Origin of the sequence: Aeromonas sp. S2(2024) (assembly GCF_041402505.1) — a bacterium.
Taxonomy (GTDB): domain Bacteria; phylum Pseudomonadota; class Gammaproteobacteria; order Enterobacterales; family Aeromonadaceae; genus Aeromonas; species Aeromonas media.
In genome coordinates this window covers 89,937-106,220 of record NZ_JBGLRL010000011.1, presented here as the reverse complement: position 1 = coordinate 106,220, position 16,284 = coordinate 89,937, and the positions used below count along the sequence as shown (strand labels likewise).

Here is a 16,284-nt window from a genome sequence, read left to right as displayed (position 1 = left end):
TCAGATCAAAATCTGTTCAGAAGGAGTCTTGCCAGATGCACCCCACTCGCCAAAAACTGCTCGATACCGGCCTCGCGATCGCCGCCGACAAGGGGCTGCGCGGCCTCACGGTACGGGAGCTGGCAGCGGCGGCCGAGGTCAATCTCGGCACCTTCGTCTATCACTTCGGCAACCGTGACGCCTTTATCGACGAGCTGGTGGAGCTCTGGTACGCCCCCCTCTATGACGAGCTCAAGACGGTGGCGGCCAAAGGCACCTATCCATGTGCCCTCGCGACCTTCGAGGCGACCATGGAGGCGTTGATCGGACTGGTGGCGCGCCAGCGCAGCTTCATCAACCACCTGTTTGGCGATGCGCTGGCGGGCGAAGGGGCAGCCCAGCGCTTTCTGCTCAGTCTGCCGCGCCGCCATCCCCTGCTGCTGATCGAACAGGTGCGCACAGCGCAGGCGGAAGGGTCGCTGGTGGCGGGCCACCCGCTCCAGCTGATGATCTTCATCATGGGTTCGGTCGGCCTGCCGCTGGTGATCGCCGGCAGCGGTCGCCAGCTCGGTTGGCTGCCCCCGGAGGCGGCCCCCTTTCTGTCCCAGATAGACAACCCCGAGGCTGCCCGGCAACGCCTGGCATGGGCCCTGCGCGGCCTGCGCCGCACCGAAGGAGATCCCGCATGAAACAACGCATCGCACTCCTGGCCGTGCTGCTGGCGCTGCTCGGCGGCTACCTTTGGTGGCAGGGCCGCCCCGAAGGAGACCCGGTATGAAACAACGCATCGCCATCTTGGCCGTGATGCTGGCGCTGATCGGCGGCTACCTCTGGTGGCAGGGCCGCCCGGCCGACGGCACCATCCTCTACGGCAACGTCGACATCCGCGATGTAAACCTGGCGTTCAGGGTCGGCGGCAGAGTCAGCGAGGTGCTGGTCGATGAGGGGGACAGTGTGACAGCGGGTCAGCCGCTGGCCCGTCTCGATCCCGTGCCCCTCGCCCACGAGCGCGACAGCTCCCGTGCCAACCTGGCCGCAATCGCAGCGGCCAACACCTTGATCCACAAGGGGTATCGCAGCGAAGAGCGCGATCGGGCACGGGCCGAGCTGGCCGCCGCCGAGGCGGCGGCGCTCGAGGCAGAGCAGCAGTGGCGTCGCCAGAGTGCGCTGGCGGCGACCGGTGCCATCTCTCGCGGTCAGCTCGATACCGCTCGTTCCCAACGGGATCAGACCCAGGCCCAGGTGCGCGCCACCCGCGAGCAGCTCGGTCAGCTCGAGACCGGCTACCGCCCGGAAGAGATAGCCCAGTCCGATGCCCAGCTACAGGGGGCCAAAGCGGCGCTGGCCAGTGCCGAGCTCGCACTCGCCGACGCCGTGCTGACCGCCCCGAGCGACGGCATCCTCCTCACCCGCGCCATCGAGATCGGCAGCATGGTGCAGCCGGGGGTCACCGCCTTCAACCTCTCCCTGACCGCACCGGTCTGGGTGCGCGCCTATGTGGAGGAGCCCTGGCTCGGCCACTTTCCAAGCGGCGCCCGCGTGACCCTGACCACTGACTCGCGGCCGGATCAGCCCTATCAGGGCGTGGTGGGATTTGTCTCCCCCACCGCCGAGTTCACCCCCAAATCCGTGGAGACGCCGGATCTTCGCACCCACCTGGTCTACCGGCTGCGCATAGTAGTGCAGGATCCTGACTCTGCCCTGCGCCAGGGGATGCCGGTCACCGTCAGGTTGCAGCCATGAATGCCGCCATCCAGCTCACCGGGCTCACCAAGCGCTTCGGCGAGCGGGTCGCCCTCAACGCCATCTCGGCCACCATTCCGACCGGCGGCATCACCGGCCTGGTAGGGCCGGACGGGGCTGGCAAGAGCACCCTGCTGCGCCTGCTGGCCGGTCTGCTGGTGCCGGAGGCGGGGGAGATCCGGGTGCTGGGGCTGGATCCGGTGCGCGAGGGAGACGCCCTGCGCCAGCGCCTCGGCTACATGCCCCAGCAGTTCGGGCTCTACGAGGATCTCAGCGTGCAGGAGAACCTCAGCCTCTACGCCGACTTGCGCGGTGTGCTGGAGCCCGAGCGCAGCCCCACCTTGGCGCGGCTGCTCGCCTTCACCGACCTCGCCCGCTTCACCGCAAGGCCCGCGGGCAAGCTGTCGGGCGGGATGAAACAAAAGCTCGGGCTGGCCTGCGCCCTGCTCGGCACCCCGGATGTGCTGCTGCTCGACGAACCCGGGGTTGGGGTCGATCCCATCTCCCGCCGCGCCCTCTGGCAGATGGTGCGCGAGCTGGCCCAGGGGGGCATGACGGTGCTCTGGAGCACTGCCTACCTCGACGAGGCTGAGCTGTGCGACCACGTGCTGCTGATGGCGGACGGCGAGCTGCGCACCAGCGGCACCCCGGCGGAACTCATGGGCGCCATGGCGAGCCGCTGCTGGCTGCTGGAGGCGGGAGAACTGGACGGCCGGGAGCGGCGGGCCCTGCTGCGCCGCGCCCTGGCCCACCCGGCGGTGATGGACGGCGCCGTGGCGGGGGAGCGGGTGCGCCTGCTGCTGCACCCGGGCCAGATGCCGCCGCCCCTGGCGGAGTTGGGCCTAAGCGAGGGCGGCTTCCTACCGACCCCTGCCCGGCTGGAGGATGCCTTTATCGACCTGCTCGGCGGCGGCCCGGGCGGGGAGTCCAGCCTGGCGCAACTGATGCGCGAGGCCAGCCTGCCCGAGGGGGTCTCCCCGGAGGCGGTGATCGAGGCCCGCCGCCTCACCAAGCGGTTCGGGGATTTTGCCGCCACCGACGACGTCAGCTTCGCGGTGCGCCGGGGGGAGATCTTCGGCCTGCTCGGCCCCAACGGCGCGGGCAAGTCCACCACCTTCAAGATGGAGTGCGGCCTGCTGCGCCCGAGCAGCGGACAGGCGCTGGTGACCGGCATCGATCTGGCGCGCAGCCCCTCGGCGGCGCGTCAGCACCTCGGCTACATGGCCCAGAAATTCTCCCTCTACAAGCAGCTCACCGTGGCCCAGAACCTGTCGTTCTTCGCCGGCATCTACGGCCTGTTCGGTCGCCAGCAGCAGACGCGCATCGATGCCATGGTGAAGGCGTTCGCCCTCGGCCCCTGGCTCGGCCAGCAGACGGAATCCCTGCCCCTTGGCCTGCGCCAGCGCTTATCGCTGGCCTGCGCCCTGCTCCACGAGCCGCCGCTGCTGTTTCTCGACGAGCCCACCTCAGGGGTCGATCCGGTGACCCGGCGGGAGTTCTGGTCGCACATCAACGCGCTGGCCGATCACGGTGTCACCGTACTGGTCACCACCCACTTCATGGACGAGGCGGAGTATTGCGACCGCATCGCCCTCATCTACCGCGGTCGCCTGCTGGCCCTGGGCACCCCGGACGAGCTCAAGGGGTTGGCCGCCAAGGACACAAGCACCGCCTTGCCAACCATGGAAGAGGCCTTTATCACGCTAGTCGAGCAGGCCAGCGAGGAGGACGCATGAGCATCAACCGCCGCCGACTGCTGGCCCTGTGCCGCAAGGAGTCCCTGCAGATCGTGCGCGACCCCAGCAGCATCCTCATCGCCTTCATCATGCCCGTGGTGCTGCTGGTGGTGATGGGCTACGCCATCAACCTGGACGTGGACCACCTGCGGCTCGGCATCTGGCGCACCGATAGTGGCGCCCCTGCGGTGCGGCTGGAGCAGGCACTTCGCGGCTCCACGGCGCTGGAAATCCACGGCGGCCCGAGCAAGGCGGCGCTGCTCGCCAGTCTGGAGCGCGGCGAGATCCGCGGCCTGCTGGTGATCGATGACGGCTTCTCCGCCGCCCTGGCCAGTCAGGGGGATGGCACGCCGAAAGCCCTGCTGCTCACCGACGGCTCCGAACCCAACACGGCGAACTTCGTCACCCACTACGTGCAGGGGATCTGGCAGGGGTGGCTCGCCAGAGAGGGATTCTCCTTGCCGGTGGCGGTGGAGAGCCGCGCCTGGTTCAACCCGGCGCTGGTGAGCCGCAACTTCCTGGTGCCCGGCTCCATCGCAGTGGTGATGACCATCATAGGTGCCCTACTCACCTCCCTGGTGGTGGCCCGGGAGTGGGAGCGCGGCACCATGGAGGCGCTGCTCGCCACCCCGGTGACCAAGGCAGAGCTGCTGCTCTCCAAGCTGCTGCCCTACTACGGGCTCGGCATCGCCGCCATGCTCATCTGCCTGCTCTTCTCGGTGGCCGTGATGGGGGTGCCCTGGCGCGGCTCGCTGATCTCCCTGTTCGTGCTCACCACCCTGTTTCTCGGCAGCGCCCTCGGGCTCGGGCTCTTTCTCTCCACCGTGATGCGCAGCCAGTTCAACGCCGCCCAGGCCGCCCTGACGGCGGCGTTTCTGCCGGCCATGATGCTCTCGGGCTTCGTGTTCGAGATCGCCAGCATGCCACCGCTGTTGCGGGCCATCACCCACCTGATCCCGGCCCGCTACTTCGCGAGCTCGTTGCAGACCCTCTACCAGGCGGGCAACGTGCTCTCCATCCTGCTGGTCAACGGCGTCTGCCTGCTGCTGCTGGCCGCCTTCTGGCTGGCCCTCACCGCCCGCAAGACGCGGCGCACCCTGGAGTAAACATGCTGATCCGACTCTGGTGGCTGATCCGGAAAGAGTTGCAGGCCCTGATGGGCAATACCCAGGGGCGCTTCCTGCTCATCATGCCGGTGCTGCTGCAAACGGCACTCTTCCCCTTCGCCGCCACCCTGGAGGTGACCGGCAACACGCTCGCCATCTATGACCAGGATGGAGGGGCGCAGAGCCGGGAGCTCATCGAGCGCCTCACCCATATGCCCGCCTTCACCACAGTGGTGCCGGTGGCGGGCGAGGCGGGGATGACAGAGGCCATCACCGGGCAGCAGGCGCTGATCGGCCTCATCATTCCGCAGGATTTCTCCCGCCGGCTGGCCAGGGGCGAACAGGCCAGGCTGCAACTCATCATCGACGGACGCCGATCCAACGGGGGTCAGGTGGCGGCGGGCTACATCAATGAGGTGATCGCCCGCTGGCAGAACGAGGGCAAGGGGCAGCCCGAACTGGCGGTGCGCCACCTCTACAATCCCAACATCGAGTTCAGCTGGCACATATTGCCCTCCCTGGTGGCCATCATTACCACGGTCGGCTGCCTCATCGTCACCGCCCTGTCGGTGGCGCGGGAGCGAGAAGAGGGCACCTTCGATCAGTTGCTGGTCTCCCCCCTCACCGCGGGCTGGATCATGGCGGGCAAGGCGGTACCCGGCATCCTGGTGGCGGTGGGCCAGGGCACCATAGTCGCGCTGGCGGCCCGCTTCCTCTATCAGGTGCCGTTTGGCGGCAGCACCACCTTGCTGATGGCGGGCATGGTTTGCTACGGCCTGGCGCTGGCGGGGATAGGGCTCTTCGTCTCGTCGCTCTGTTCGACCCAGCAGCAGGCGTTTCTCGGGGTCTTCTCCTTCATGGTGCCGGCGGTGATCCTCTCCGGTTATGTCTCCCCCATCGAGAACATGCCGCAGCTGTTCCAGTGGCTGGCGGCCGTGGATCCCCTCAGCCACTTCATCCTGCTGCTCAAGGGGGTCTTCCTCAAGGATCTCGGCTGGTCGGCGGCCTGGCCCCTGCTCTGGCCCCTGCTCGCCATCGCCGGTGTCACCCTCTCCCTGGCGCTGGCCATGTTCCGCCGCCATATCGCCTGATGACCCGGCCCCTGCCAGGGCCGCACCGGACACGGAAACCGTCAACTGGTATACCCATTTATGCATAGGTTTGAATTTCCTCGAATTACCCCTGAGGAGATATATAAATAGACACTTGATTTACATCAATTGCCCACCGCCCCTAACTGGGTAGCCTAACGTCAGATTGATGTTTTATTACTCCAAAATTGAGGCAACCATGAGCAAAGTCAGACTGGTCGTTGTGGGCAACGGCATGGTGGGGCACCGCTTCATCGAAGAGCTGATCGAGCGGGCCGACCCGGGCCGCTACGAGATCACCGTCTTCGGTGCAGAACCCCGTCCCGCCTACGATCGCGTCCATCTCTCCTCCTACTTCTCCCATCACACCAGCGAAGATCTCTCCCTCGTCAAACCCGGTTTCTACGACAAGCACGGCATCCGCCTGCTGCTCGGCGAAGCGGTGAAAAAAATCGACAGAACGACCCGCGAAGTGCACTCCAACAAGGGCACTGTGGTCGGTTACGACAAGCTGGTGCTGGCCACCGGTTCCTACCCCTGGGTTCCCCCCATTCAGGGCAGCCAGCACCACGAGTGCTTCGTCTATCGCACCATCGAGGATCTGAAAGCCATCCGCAGCGCCGCCAAGAGCAGCAAGAGCGGGGTGGTGATCGGTGGCGGTCTGCTTGGCCTCGAAGCCGCCGGCGCCCTCAAGGCACTGGGTCTGGAGACCCACGTGGTGGAGTTTGCCCCGGTGCTGATGGCCGAACAGCTCGACGGTCAGGGCGGCCAGCTGCTGCGCCGCAAGATTGAATCCATGGGCGTGCAGGTGCACACCAGCAAGAGCACCAGCGAGATCCTGATGCACGGCGGCCGCGACGCCCAGCACCGCCTCGCCTTCGCCGACGGCAGCACGCTTGAAGTGGACGTGGTGGTCTTCTCCACCGGGATCCGCCCGCAGGATACCCTGGGCCGTTACTGTGAACTGGCCATTGCCGACCGTGGCGGCGTGCTGATCGACGATCACTGCCTCACCTCCGACCCCGACATCTATGCCATCGGCGAGTGCGCCGCCTGGCAGGGCCGCTTCTTCGGCCTGGTGGCCCCGGGCTACAAGATGGCCCAGATTACCGTCGACCACCTGCTGGGCGGCGACAGCTGCTTCGAAGGGGCGGACATGAGCGCCAAGCTCAAGCTGCTCGGCGTCTCCGTCGGTTCCATCGGCGATGCCCATGGCCGCACCCCGGGCAGCCACAGCTATGTGTTCCAGGATGACCAGGCTGGCGTCTACAAGAAAATAGTGGTGAGCGAAGACAACAGCCGATTGCTCGGCGCCGTGCTGGTGGGTGACGTGGATGACTACGGCAACCTGCTGCAGCTGATGCTCAACGCCCTGCCGCTGCCGAGCCACCCGGACACCCTGATCCTGCCCGCCTATGCCGGTGCCAAGCCGACCCTGGGGGTGGATGCCCTGCCTTCAACCGCCCAGATCTGCTCCTGCTTCGACGTCTCCAAGGGCGACATCGCCCAGGCGGTGGCCGAGGGTCACACCACCCTGGCCGCCATCAAGCAGCACACCAAGGCCGGTACCGGCTGTGGTGGCTGCGTGCCGCTCATCAGCCAGGTGCTCAACGCCGAGCTGGTGAAGCAGGGTATCGAGGTCAACAACCACCTCTGCGCCCACTTCCCCTACTCCCGTCAGGAGCTGTTCCACCTGGTCAAGGTGGAGGGGATCAAGAGCTTCGACGAGCTGCTGGCCAAGCACGGTCACGGCCATGGCTGCGAGGTGTGCAAACCGACCGTCGGCTCCATCCTCGCCTCCTGCTGGAACGACTATGTGCTGAGCCCGCTCAATACCCAGTTGCAGGACACCAACGACATCTTCCTCGGCAACATGCAAAAGGACGGCAGCTACTCCGTCATCCCGCGCATGGCCGGTGGTGAAGTGACCCCGGAAGGGCTGCTGGCGGTGGCCGAAGTGGCCCGCGACTACAAGCTCTACACCAAGATCACCGGCGCCCAGCGCATCGGCCTGTTCGGAGCCCAGAAGGATGACCTGCCCGCCATCTGGCGCAAACTGCTGGCGGCGGGCTTCGAGACCGGTCAGGCCTACGCCAAGGCGCTGCGCATGGCCAAGACCTGCGTCGGCAGCACCTGGTGCCGCTTCGGCGTGCAGGACAGCGTCGGCCTCGGGGTCTTCCTCGAGAACCGCTACAAGGGTATTCGCACCCCCCACAAGATGAAGTTCGGTGTCTCCGGCTGTACTCGTGAATGTGCGGAAGCCCAGGGCAAGGACGTTGGCATCATCGCCACCGATGCGGGCTGGAACCTCTATGTGGGCGGCAATGGCGGCATGAAGCCGCGCCACGCCGATCTGCTGGCGTCTGACCTCGACCGCGAGACCCTGATCAGGCTGATCGACCGCTTTATGATGTTCTACGTCACCAGCGCCGACAAACTGCAGCGCACCTCGGTCTGGCTCGGCAACCTGGAAGGGGGCGTCGACTACCTGCGCGAAGTGATCGTCGACGACAAGCTGGGGCTGGCCGACACCCTGGAGCGCGATATCCAGACCCTGATCGACAGCTACGAGTGCGAATGGTCGCGCACCCTCAACGAAGAGGAGGCACTCAAGCGATTCAGCCACTTCATCAACAGCGACAAGCGCGACCCGGACGTCCAGTTCGTCAGCGAGCGCGACCAGCACAGACCGGCTACCCCTGCCGAGCGCATTCCCGTCTACCAGATCGAGGTGGAGACCAAATGATGAAACTTGCCTGCCAACTCAACGACATCCTGCCGGGAACCGGCGTCTGCGCACTCATTGAAGGTCGCCAGAATATGCCTGTTTCGCTCGGTGTGGAGGTTCAATCATGAAATTCGCCTGCCAACTCAACGACATCCTGCCGGGAACCGGAGTCTGCGCACTCATTGAAGGTCGCCAGATCGCTCTGTTCCGCCCGAGCGCGGCCGCCGAGGTGTTCGCCATCGACAACCGGGATCCCTTCTTCGCCGCCAACGTGCTGTCGCGCGGCATCATAGGTGAACACGAGGGTGAGCTCTGGGTCGCCAGCCCGCTCAAGAAGCAGCACTTCCGTCTGCGCGACGGCCACTGCCTCGAGAACGCCGCCATGTCGGTGCAAAGCTATCCCGTTGAAGTACGCGACCAGCAGGTCTGGGTTGCCGTCTGATGCCGACAAACCCCAGATCCATGTCGGTACAGGGCTACGTCCCCGTTGAAGTACGCGACCAGCAGGTCTGGGTTGCCGTCTAACACCATGCATATCAGGGCTGCCCGCGGGCGGCCCTCTTGAAGGAAATAAAGATGTATACCGAAACCATCAACAAGTGCGCCGCCAACGCGGCCCGCATCAACAGCTTCGAGCGCAGCGACAAGCTCGGCTTCTGGCTCAGCTCCGCCATGGCGGGGGCCTATGTGGGCCTTGGCATCATCCTCATCTTCACCCTGGGCAACCTGGTGGATCCGAGCATCCGTCCGCTGGTGATGGGGGCCACCTTCGGCATAGCCCTCACCTTAGTTGTCATCGCCGGCTCCGAGCTGTTCACCGGCCACACCATGTTCCTCACCTTCGGGGTGAAGACCGGCAAGATAGCCATGGCCGACCTGCTGCGCATCCTGCCGCAGACCTGGGCCGGCAACCTGCTCGGCTCCATCGCGGTGGCGCTGATCTACTCCTATGGCGGCAGCCTGCTGCCGGACGCGGGCAGCCTGGCGCACAAGGTGGCGCTGGCCAAGACCCAGGCACCGGCGTTGACCCTGTTTATGAAGGGCGTGCTGTGCAACTGGCTGGTCTGCCTCGCCATCTGGATGGCGCTGCGCACCGAGGGTGCCGCCAAGTTCATCGCCATCTGGTGGTGCCTGCTGGCATTCATCGCCTCCGGCTACGAGCACTCGGTCGCCAACATGACCCTGTTCGCCCTCTCCTGGTTCGGTGCCCACTCCGAGGCCTACACCCTGGGCGGCATCGGCCACAACCTGCTGTGGGTGACCCTGGGCAACACCGTCTCCGGCGCCCTCTTCATGGGCCTCGGCTACTGGTATGCCACCCCCAAGGCTGAGCGCCCGGTCGCGGTGAGCGAGACCACCACCACTGCCAGCCAGACCCAAACCGCCTGATCAGGAGGCCCCATGGACTACTTGCCCATCTTTTGCCGACTCGACAACAAACCCGTGCTGCTGGTCGGCGGCGGCGAGGTAGCGGAGCGCAAGGCGCGCCTGCTGCTGGATGCCGGTGCCCACCTCACAGTCGTGGCGCCCGAGCTCGACCCCGAGCTGGCGGAACTGGCTGCCAACGGCAGCATCGAGTGGCTGGCCGGTGAATTCGCGCCGCAGCAACTGACGGGCAAGTGGCTGGTGGTGGCCGCCACCGATCGGCGCGAGGTGAACGCCCTGGTCTACCAGAGCGCCAATCAGGCGCGGATCTTTGCCAACGTGGTGGATGACCCGAAACGCTCCAGCTTCATCATGCCGTCGATCATCGACCGCTCGCCGCTGATGGTGGCCATCTCCTCCGGCGGCAAGGCCCCGGTGCTGGCCCGGCTGCTGCGGGAAAAACTCGAAGCCCTGCTGCCTCAGCATCTGGGCGCCGTCGCGGCCTTCGCCGGCAGCCTGCGGGAGCGGGTCAAGGCCCGCTTCGCCAGCATGGGGGAGCGGCGCCGCTTCTGGGAGCGGCTGCTCGGGGCAGACCGACTCGGGCAGGCGCTGGCACGGGGCGATAGCGCCTCTGCCAATCAGCTGGCCGACAGCCTGTTTGCCGACGAGAGCCAGACCGGTGGCGAGGTGGTATTGGTGGGAGCAGGCCCCGGCGATCCGGGCCTGCTCACCCTGCACGCCCTGCGCCAGATGCAGCAGGCGGACGTGGTGGTCTATGACCGGCTGGTCTCGGACGAGGTGATGGCGCTGGTGCGCCGGGATGCCAAACGTATCTTCGTCGGCAAGCAGGCGGGCAATCACTGCGTGCCGCAGGAGGGGATCAACCAGCTCTTGCTGGAGGAGGCGAAGAAGGGGCAGCGGGTGGTGCGGCTGAAGGGGGGCGACCCCTTTATCTTCGGCCGTGGCGGCGAGGAGCTGGAGACGCTGGTCGGCAGCGGCATCGGCTTTCAGGTGGTGCCGGGGATCACGGCGGCCAGCGGCTGTGCCGCCTACGCTGGCATTCCGCTCACCCACCGCGACCACGCCCAGAGCGTGCGCTTCGTCACCGCCCACGGCAAAGGGGGCGCCCGGGATCTCGACTGGCCGCTGCTGGCCAGAGACAAACAGACCCTGGTGTTCTATATGGGGCTTTCGTCTTGCGCCGTGATCCGCGAGCAACTGCTGACCCACGGCAAGGGGGGCGACACCCCGGTGGCGCTGATCGAGCGCGGCACCCAGCCAAGCCAGCGGGTCATTCGCGGCACCCTCGACCAGTTACCCGAGCTGGCGGCCGGGGTCGAGAGCCCAGCCCTTATCATGGTGGGGTCTGTGGTGACACTGGCCGACCAGCTCGCCTGGTTCGGTCAGAACAATGCCCCTCTGGCGGCGGTGGCATCCGCCTGATGGAGTCCTCCCGCGCCCCTGTTTGACGACGCCGCCCTGGGGCAGCGTCTGTTTTACTGTGCTGACTGTCATAACCTCTTGTTTTGAATTTGGTATCCTATGGAGCAAGGCCATCCGGCCAACCGAATTCAGGAATCTTGTTGCATGTCTCTCCCCCCCAAGAACAGCGCCAAACAGCGTGAACACGACAGAGCCCGCATCCTCACCCTGCTGCTGGCCGACGATGCCCTCACCGACAGCCTGCTCGATCCTCAAGGGGTGCAGGACGCCGCACTGCGAGATCAGACCAGCGAGCTGACGCGCCTGGTCAACAGCCTGCCGGCCGCCGACGTCGCCGATGCCCTGGAGTCCCTGCCCCCGGACGAGCGCCACGTGCTCTGGCAACAGGTGGACCCGGAGCGCCATGGCCAGATCCTGGTCGAGGCGTCGGAGACGGTGTGGGACAGCCTGATCAGCGGCATGAGTGACAAGGCGCTGCTGCAGGCCCTGCGCAGCCTCGACATCGACGATCAGATCTACCTAGGCCAATACCTGCCTCGCAACCTGATGGGTCGGCTGCTCACCTCCATGGCCCCCGACCAGCGCGACCGGGTGCGGGAGGTGATCCGCTACGGCAAGCACACGGTCGGCGCCATGATGGATTTCGAGCTGATCACGGTGCGCGCCGAGGTAAGCCTGGCGACGGTGCAGCGCTACCTGCGCCAGCTCGGCAAGATCCCCGCCAACACCGACAAGCTGTTCGTCACCGACAGGCGCAACCGGCTGCAGGGGGAGCTGCCCCTCACCACTTTGCTGCTGCACAAACCGGATACCCTGGTCGCCAACGTCATGGAGCGGGATCCCGTTACCTTCGACCCGGAAGACAACGATGAAGCCGCCGCTCGTACCTTCGAACGGGACGATCTCGTCTCTGCCGCCGTGGTGGATGGCAAGGGCAAGCTGATGGGGCGGCTCACCGTCGCCGAAGTGGTGGACCTGGTCTATGAGGAGAGCGACACAGATCTGCGTCGCATGGGGGGGATCAGCGAGGAAGAAGACGTGTTCGCCCCTGTCGCCAAGGCGGTCAAGACCCGCTGGGCCTGGCTGGCGCTGAACCTCTGCACCGCTTTCGTGGCCTCCCGGGTCATAGGCCTGTTCGAGCACAGCATCTCGCAACTGGTGGCGCTGGCGGCCCTGATGCCCATCGTCGCGGGGATAGGCGGCAACACAGGCAACCAGACCATCACCATGATAGTGCGGGCCTTGGCGCTGCAGCACATCCAGCCGGGCAACGTCTCCTTCCTGCTGTGGCGGGAGCTGGGAGTGGCGCTGATCAACGGCCTAGTGTGGGGCGGCACCATGGGGGTCGCGACCTACTTCCTCTATCAGGATGCGGCCCTGGGCGCCGTGATGACGCTCGCCATGGTGCTGAACCTGCTGGTGGCGGCCCTGATGGGGGTCATCATCCCCATGACCATGAGTCGGCTGGGGCGGGATCCAGCGGTGGGGGCCAGCGTGATGATCACCGCCATCACCGACACCGGCGGCTTCTTCATCTTCCTGGGTCTGGCGACCCTGTTCCTGCTCTAACCCCTGATGGCAGCCACCAGGGTGCCCGGCCCTGGTGGCCTCAGACCCCGGCAGCCCCGGATGGCAGGCCCTTGTCCCGCACAGGAATTCGGGAGTTGCTGCCGCGATAAAAACGGGGATTCCCGCCTCTGGGCAAGGAATAATCGTTGAAATGCCAACCCCACTCCTTATACTGAATCCACCTGTTTCCAGCGGTGGATCTGACACAATGGAATACAACACTTCAGAACTGTGCGACATCTATCAGGACATGGTGGATGTACTCGAACCCATGCTCTGCTCCTTCGGCGGCCGCGCCTCTTTCGGCGGCGTCATCACCACGGTCAAATGCTTCGAATCGAACGGCCTCATCCGTGAAGTCGTTAAAGAGAACGGCGTCGGCCGCGTGCTGCTGATCGACGGCGGCGGCTCCATGCGCCGGGCCCTGATCGACAGTGAGATCGCCACCACGGCGGCGGAAAACGAGTGGGAAGGCATCGTCTGCTATGGCTGCGTGCGCGAGGTCGACATCCTGGAAGATCTCGACATCGGCATCCAGGCCCTGGCCGCCATCCCGGTCGGTGCCGACCACAAGGATGTGGGAGAGACGGATCTGCCGGTCAACTTCGGCGGTGTCACCTTCCTGCCGGACGATCACCTCTACGCCGACACCACAGGGGTGATCCTCTCACCCGATGCGCTCGATATCGAATAAGCAGACACAGACTGAAGATGGGAGCCTAGGCTCCCATTTTTTATGGCTGCAACTTGCTGAAAAACAGACAAAAAAAGAGGGCCAGTAAACAACTGGCCCCTTAACTGGAAGCAATGTGAGCAATGTCGTGCCTTCACAAGAAGTCCATCACGCTGGAACGAATGAAGTCTTTCCCGGAAAACAAGGTAACAATAATCATTCTCATTTAACTGTGCAAGCCTTATTTGTAAAAAGTGCAAAAAAAAGACCACCGCGCGGGTGGTCATTCTCGTCAGGCTTGTCGTGTGGCCGTTTGCAGACTGGCCAGGCCGGTCTCCCCCACCAGCTTGCGGCTGAGGTAGCGCAGCAGCACGCCGTAGAGTGGTACAAACAATCCCAGGCTTATCAGCAGCTTGAATACGTAATCCACGGTCGCGATCTCGACCCAGTGCTCGGCCATGAAGGGATCCGTGCTGCGCCAGAAGGCGATGCTGAAGAAGGCGATGGTATCCACCAGGTTGCCAAACAGGGTCGAGGCCGCCGGTGCCACCCACCAGGCCCTGAGCAGTCTCAGGCGGTTGAACACCACCACGTCCATGAACTGGCCCACCAGATAGGCCATAAAGCTGGCCAGGGCGATGCGCGCCACGAAGAGGTTGAACTCCGCCAGGTTGCCCATGCCCTGATAACTGCCTTCGAAGAACAGCACGGAGAGCACATAGGAAACGGCCAGGGCCGGCAGCATCACGGTCTGGATGATCTTGCGGGCCAGTCCGGCACCGAAGATCCGCACCGTCAGATCGGTGGCCAGGAAGATGAACGGGAAGCTGAAGGCACCCCAGGTGGTGTGGAAGCCGAAGATGGTGATCGGCAGCTGCACCAGGTAGTTGCTGCTGGCGATGATCAGGATGTGGAACAACGAGAGACGCACCAGCGCCGTCTGGTGCTGAGCAGGGGTCAGATTCATGTTGTGACCTTTTTGGTTAATGGGGTTAGGGAACCCATACCGCCACCATAGCGATAATTGAGGGGCGAGATTATACGCCCCGACGCGGATAGTTCAATCCTTATGCGATGAGGCAGCTGAGTGCTGACGGCCTAGCCAAAGCACCACCTCCCTGTCGTCCGGGTGCGCCGCCTCCAGCCAGCAGCCGCTGTGCTGCTCATACTCCAGCCGCAACCGGCTGCCTTCGAACTCCAGCAGCCAGCTGTGGCGATCAGCGCCCCACTCCCGCTCGAGCGGTATAAGCTCCCACCCCTCGACCAGCTCTTCGGCAAGAGCCGGGAAGTTGTCCCAGTCAAGGCCTGAACAGGCCAGCAACACCACCCCGACCTCCCGATCTGTCTGCGTGACACGCCAGTTCATCTGTTGTCCCTCAACTGCTGCAAGAGAGCTCGCCACCGCAATACCACTGGGGCACCGGGGTCGCCAGATCCTCGTATTCCGGCTGCTCGTCATAGGGGCGCTGCAGGGCGGCAAACAACCGCTCGAACGGCGCCATGTTCCCCGTCTCGGCGGCGTCTATCACCTGCTGGGCCAGGGCATTGCGCAGCACGTACTTGGGATTGACGGCATCCATCCGCACCTTGCGCCCCGCATCCTGGCTCCCTTCACGGACCAGCCGGGCCCGATAGGTTTCGAGCCACTCCTGCCAGGCGGCCCGGTCCGGCAACAGCGCCAGCAGGCTGGCGTGCCACTCCCCCTGGGTGGTCAGCTCACCCAGGCGACGCAGGAAGAGGTGATAGTCCACCCGATGCGCCGCCAGCAACTGGAACAGCTGACGGAACAGGGCCGGGTCTTCATCCTCCCAGTTCTCCAGGCCAAGCCGGGCGCGCATCAGTTCGGAGTAGTGCAACATCAGCTGATGCTCGTACTGGGCCAGGGCCGCCGCCAGGGCGTCGCCGTCCACCTGTCCCGCCAGCGCCTGGGCCAGCTTCTGCAGGTTCCAGTATCCCACCGCCGGCTGCTGATCCAGGGCGTAGCGGCCACCCGGATCCGAGTGGTTGCAGACAAAATCCGGCACATAGGCATCGATGAAACCGTAGGGGCCGTAATCCAGGGTCAGCCCGAGCAGGGACATGTTGTCTGTGTTCATCACCCCGTGACAGAAGCCCGCCGCCTGCCACTTGGCGATGAGGCGCGCGGTGCGGCGCACCACCTCGGCGAACAGCTCGGCACCGCTTTCCAGTTCGGGGACGTGGTGACGCAGCAGATAGTCGATGAGAGCCGGGATCTTCTCCCCCTGGCCGCTCCAGGCGAAGTACTCGAAGTGACCGAAGCGCAGGTGGCTGGGCGCTGTGCGCAGCACTGTCGCCCCGCTCTCGACCTGCTCCCGGTAGACGGGCTCGTCACTGCCCACCAGCACCAGGGCCCGGGTGGTCGGAATGCCGAGGGCATGGAGCGCCTCGGAGGCGAGGTATTCGCGGATGCTGGAGCGCAGCACGGCACGGCCGTCGCCGAAGCGGGAAAACGGCGTCTTGCCCGCCCCCTTCAGGTGCAGATCCCAGCGCTGACCATCCGGCGCCAGCTGCTCCCCCAGCAGCAGGGCGCGGCCATCCCCCAGGCGCGGGCTGTAGCCACCGAACTGGTGCCCCGCATAGACCTGGGCCACCGGCTGCATACCCGGCAACGGCTGCCCCAACCCGCAGCAGGCGAGCCAGTCAGCCTCACCGATCCCGTCCAGCCCCAGTTCCCGCAGCAGCCCCTGATTGAGGTGCAGCAGCCTGGGTGCACGCAGAGGCTGAGGAGCCACGGGCTCGCAGGCCCAGGGCAGTTCGGTGGCGAAAGTGTTGATCAGCTTCATGGTGGTGTGGTTCGTCCCTGCGTATGCTCGTGTCACTCTTTATACCG

Annotated in this window: 14 protein-coding genes; 11 read left to right on the top strand and 3 right to left on the bottom strand. The window is 65.3% G+C overall.

What is annotated here, in order from left to right; all coding sequences use genetic code 11:
• Positions 1-35: 35 nt before the first annotated feature.
• The 11 genes from ACB039_RS13220 (at position 36) to rraA (ending at position 13,454) form a co-directional block, all read left to right on the top strand.
• The gene (locus ACB039_RS13220; RefSeq protein WP_171269357.1) at positions 36-668 is read left to right on the top strand and encodes a TetR/AcrR family transcriptional regulator; all 633 of its coding nucleotides are present in this window, start codon (positions 36-38) and stop codon (positions 666-668) included.
• Positions 669-753: 85 nt separating this feature from the next.
• Positions 754-1,722, top strand: a complete 969-nt coding sequence (gene hlyD / locus ACB039_RS13215; RefSeq protein ID WP_371165845.1) for a secretion protein HlyD — start codon at positions 754-756, stop codon at positions 1,720-1,722.
• On the top strand, positions 1,719-3,458 hold the full coding sequence (locus tag ACB039_RS13210) for an ATP-binding cassette domain-containing protein (protein ID WP_371165844.1): 1,740 nt from the start codon (positions 1,719-1,721) through the stop codon (positions 3,456-3,458). Before hlyD ends, ACB039_RS13210 begins: the two co-directional genes overlap by 4 nt.
• Positions 3,455-4,564 (top strand): ABC transporter permease, encoded by a 1,110-nt coding sequence (locus tag ACB039_RS13205; protein ID WP_371165843.1) that lies wholly within the window; start codon positions 3,455-3,457, stop codon positions 4,562-4,564. Before ACB039_RS13210 ends, ACB039_RS13205 begins: the two co-directional genes overlap by 4 nt.
• 2 nt (positions 4,565-4,566) lie before the next feature.
• The gene (locus tag ACB039_RS13200) at positions 4,567-5,655 is read left to right on the top strand and encodes an ABC transporter permease (RefSeq protein WP_371165842.1); all 1,089 of its coding nucleotides are present in this window, start codon (positions 4,567-4,569) and stop codon (positions 5,653-5,655) included.
• Positions 5,656-5,854: 199 nt separating this feature from the next.
• The gene (nirB, locus tag ACB039_RS13195) at positions 5,855-8,401 is read left to right on the top strand and encodes a nitrite reductase large subunit NirB (protein WP_263684636.1); all 2,547 of its coding nucleotides are present in this window, start codon (positions 5,855-5,857) and stop codon (positions 8,399-8,401) included.
• Between the two features lie 106 nt (positions 8,402-8,507).
• Positions 8,508-8,825, top strand: a complete 318-nt coding sequence (gene nirD / locus ACB039_RS13190; protein ID WP_161507704.1) for a nitrite reductase small subunit NirD — start codon at positions 8,508-8,510, stop codon at positions 8,823-8,825.
• Between the two features lie 134 nt (positions 8,826-8,959).
• A complete protein-coding gene (gene nirC, locus ACB039_RS13185) occupies positions 8,960-9,772 on the top strand; it encodes a nitrite transporter NirC (RefSeq protein ID WP_171269363.1) in 813 nt (270 codons plus the stop codon).
• 12 nt (positions 9,773-9,784) lie between these two features.
• On the top strand, positions 9,785-11,191 hold the full coding sequence (gene cysG / locus ACB039_RS13180) for a siroheme synthase CysG (protein WP_171269364.1): 1,407 nt from the start codon (positions 9,785-9,787) through the stop codon (positions 11,189-11,191).
• A gap of 144 nt (positions 11,192-11,335) precedes the next feature.
• A complete protein-coding gene (gene mgtE / locus ACB039_RS13175) occupies positions 11,336-12,760 on the top strand; it encodes a magnesium transporter (protein WP_161507707.1) in 1,425 nt (474 codons plus the stop codon).
• A 208-nt stretch (positions 12,761-12,968) separates the two neighbouring features.
• Positions 12,969-13,454: a ribonuclease E activity regulator RraA gene (gene rraA / locus ACB039_RS13170; RefSeq protein WP_005328442.1), complete on the top strand. Its 486-nt coding sequence runs from the start codon at positions 12,969-12,971 to the stop codon at positions 13,452-13,454.
• A gap of 271 nt (positions 13,455-13,725) precedes the next feature.
• Here rraA and ACB039_RS13165 read toward each other — a convergent pair whose 3' ends face one another.
• The 3 genes from ACB039_RS13165 to ACB039_RS13155 form a co-directional block, all read right to left on the bottom strand.
• A complete protein-coding gene (locus tag ACB039_RS13165) occupies positions 13,726-14,400 on the bottom strand; it encodes a 7-cyano-7-deazaguanine/7-aminomethyl-7-deazaguanine transporter (protein WP_371165841.1) in 675 nt (224 codons plus the stop codon).
• A gap of 93 nt (positions 14,401-14,493) precedes the next feature.
• Positions 14,494-14,799, bottom strand: coding sequence for a DUF3630 family protein (locus tag ACB039_RS13160; protein ID WP_161507709.1), 306 nt, complete (start codon positions 14,797-14,799; stop codon positions 14,494-14,496).
• A 10-nt stretch (positions 14,800-14,809) separates the two neighbouring features.
• Positions 14,810-16,237: a YdiU family protein gene (locus tag ACB039_RS13155; protein WP_371165840.1), complete on the bottom strand. Its 1,428-nt coding sequence runs from the start codon at positions 16,235-16,237 to the stop codon at positions 14,810-14,812.
• Positions 16,238-16,284: the final 47 nt, after the last annotated feature.

Coding starts and splice junctions, on each gene's coding strand:
- nirB (WP_263684636.1), top strand. CDS start 5,855: ATGAGCAAAGTCAGACTGGTCGTTGTGGGCAACGGCATGGTGGGGCAC.
- ACB039_RS13160 (WP_161507709.1), bottom strand. CDS start 14,799: ATGAACTGGCGTGTCACGCAGACAGATCGGGAGGTCGGGGTGGTGTTG.
- hlyD (WP_371165845.1), top strand. CDS start 754: ATGAAACAACGCATCGCCATCTTGGCCGTGATGCTGGCGCTGATCGGC.
- rraA (WP_005328442.1), top strand. CDS start 12,969: ATGGAATACAACACTTCAGAACTGTGCGACATCTATCAGGACATGGTG.
- ACB039_RS13220 (WP_171269357.1), top strand. CDS start 36: ATGCACCCCACTCGCCAAAAACTGCTCGATACCGGCCTCGCGATCGCC.
- ACB039_RS13165 (WP_371165841.1), bottom strand. CDS start 14,400: ATGAATCTGACCCCTGCTCAGCACCAGACGGCGCTGGTGCGTCTCTCG.
- mgtE (WP_161507707.1), top strand. CDS start 11,336: ATGTCTCTCCCCCCCAAGAACAGCGCCAAACAGCGTGAACACGACAGA.
- ACB039_RS13155 (WP_371165840.1), bottom strand. CDS start 16,237: ATGAAGCTGATCAACACTTTCGCCACCGAACTGCCCTGGGCCTGCGAG.
- ACB039_RS13205 (WP_371165843.1), top strand. CDS start 3,455: ATGAGCATCAACCGCCGCCGACTGCTGGCCCTGTGCCGCAAGGAGTCC.
- ACB039_RS13200 (WP_371165842.1), top strand. CDS start 4,567: ATGCTGATCCGACTCTGGTGGCTGATCCGGAAAGAGTTGCAGGCCCTG.
- nirD (WP_161507704.1), top strand. CDS start 8,508: ATGAAATTCGCCTGCCAACTCAACGACATCCTGCCGGGAACCGGAGTC.
- cysG (WP_171269364.1), top strand. CDS start 9,785: ATGGACTACTTGCCCATCTTTTGCCGACTCGACAACAAACCCGTGCTG.
- ACB039_RS13210 (WP_371165844.1), top strand. CDS start 1,719: ATGAATGCCGCCATCCAGCTCACCGGGCTCACCAAGCGCTTCGGCGAG.
- nirC (WP_171269363.1), top strand. CDS start 8,960: ATGTATACCGAAACCATCAACAAGTGCGCCGCCAACGCGGCCCGCATC.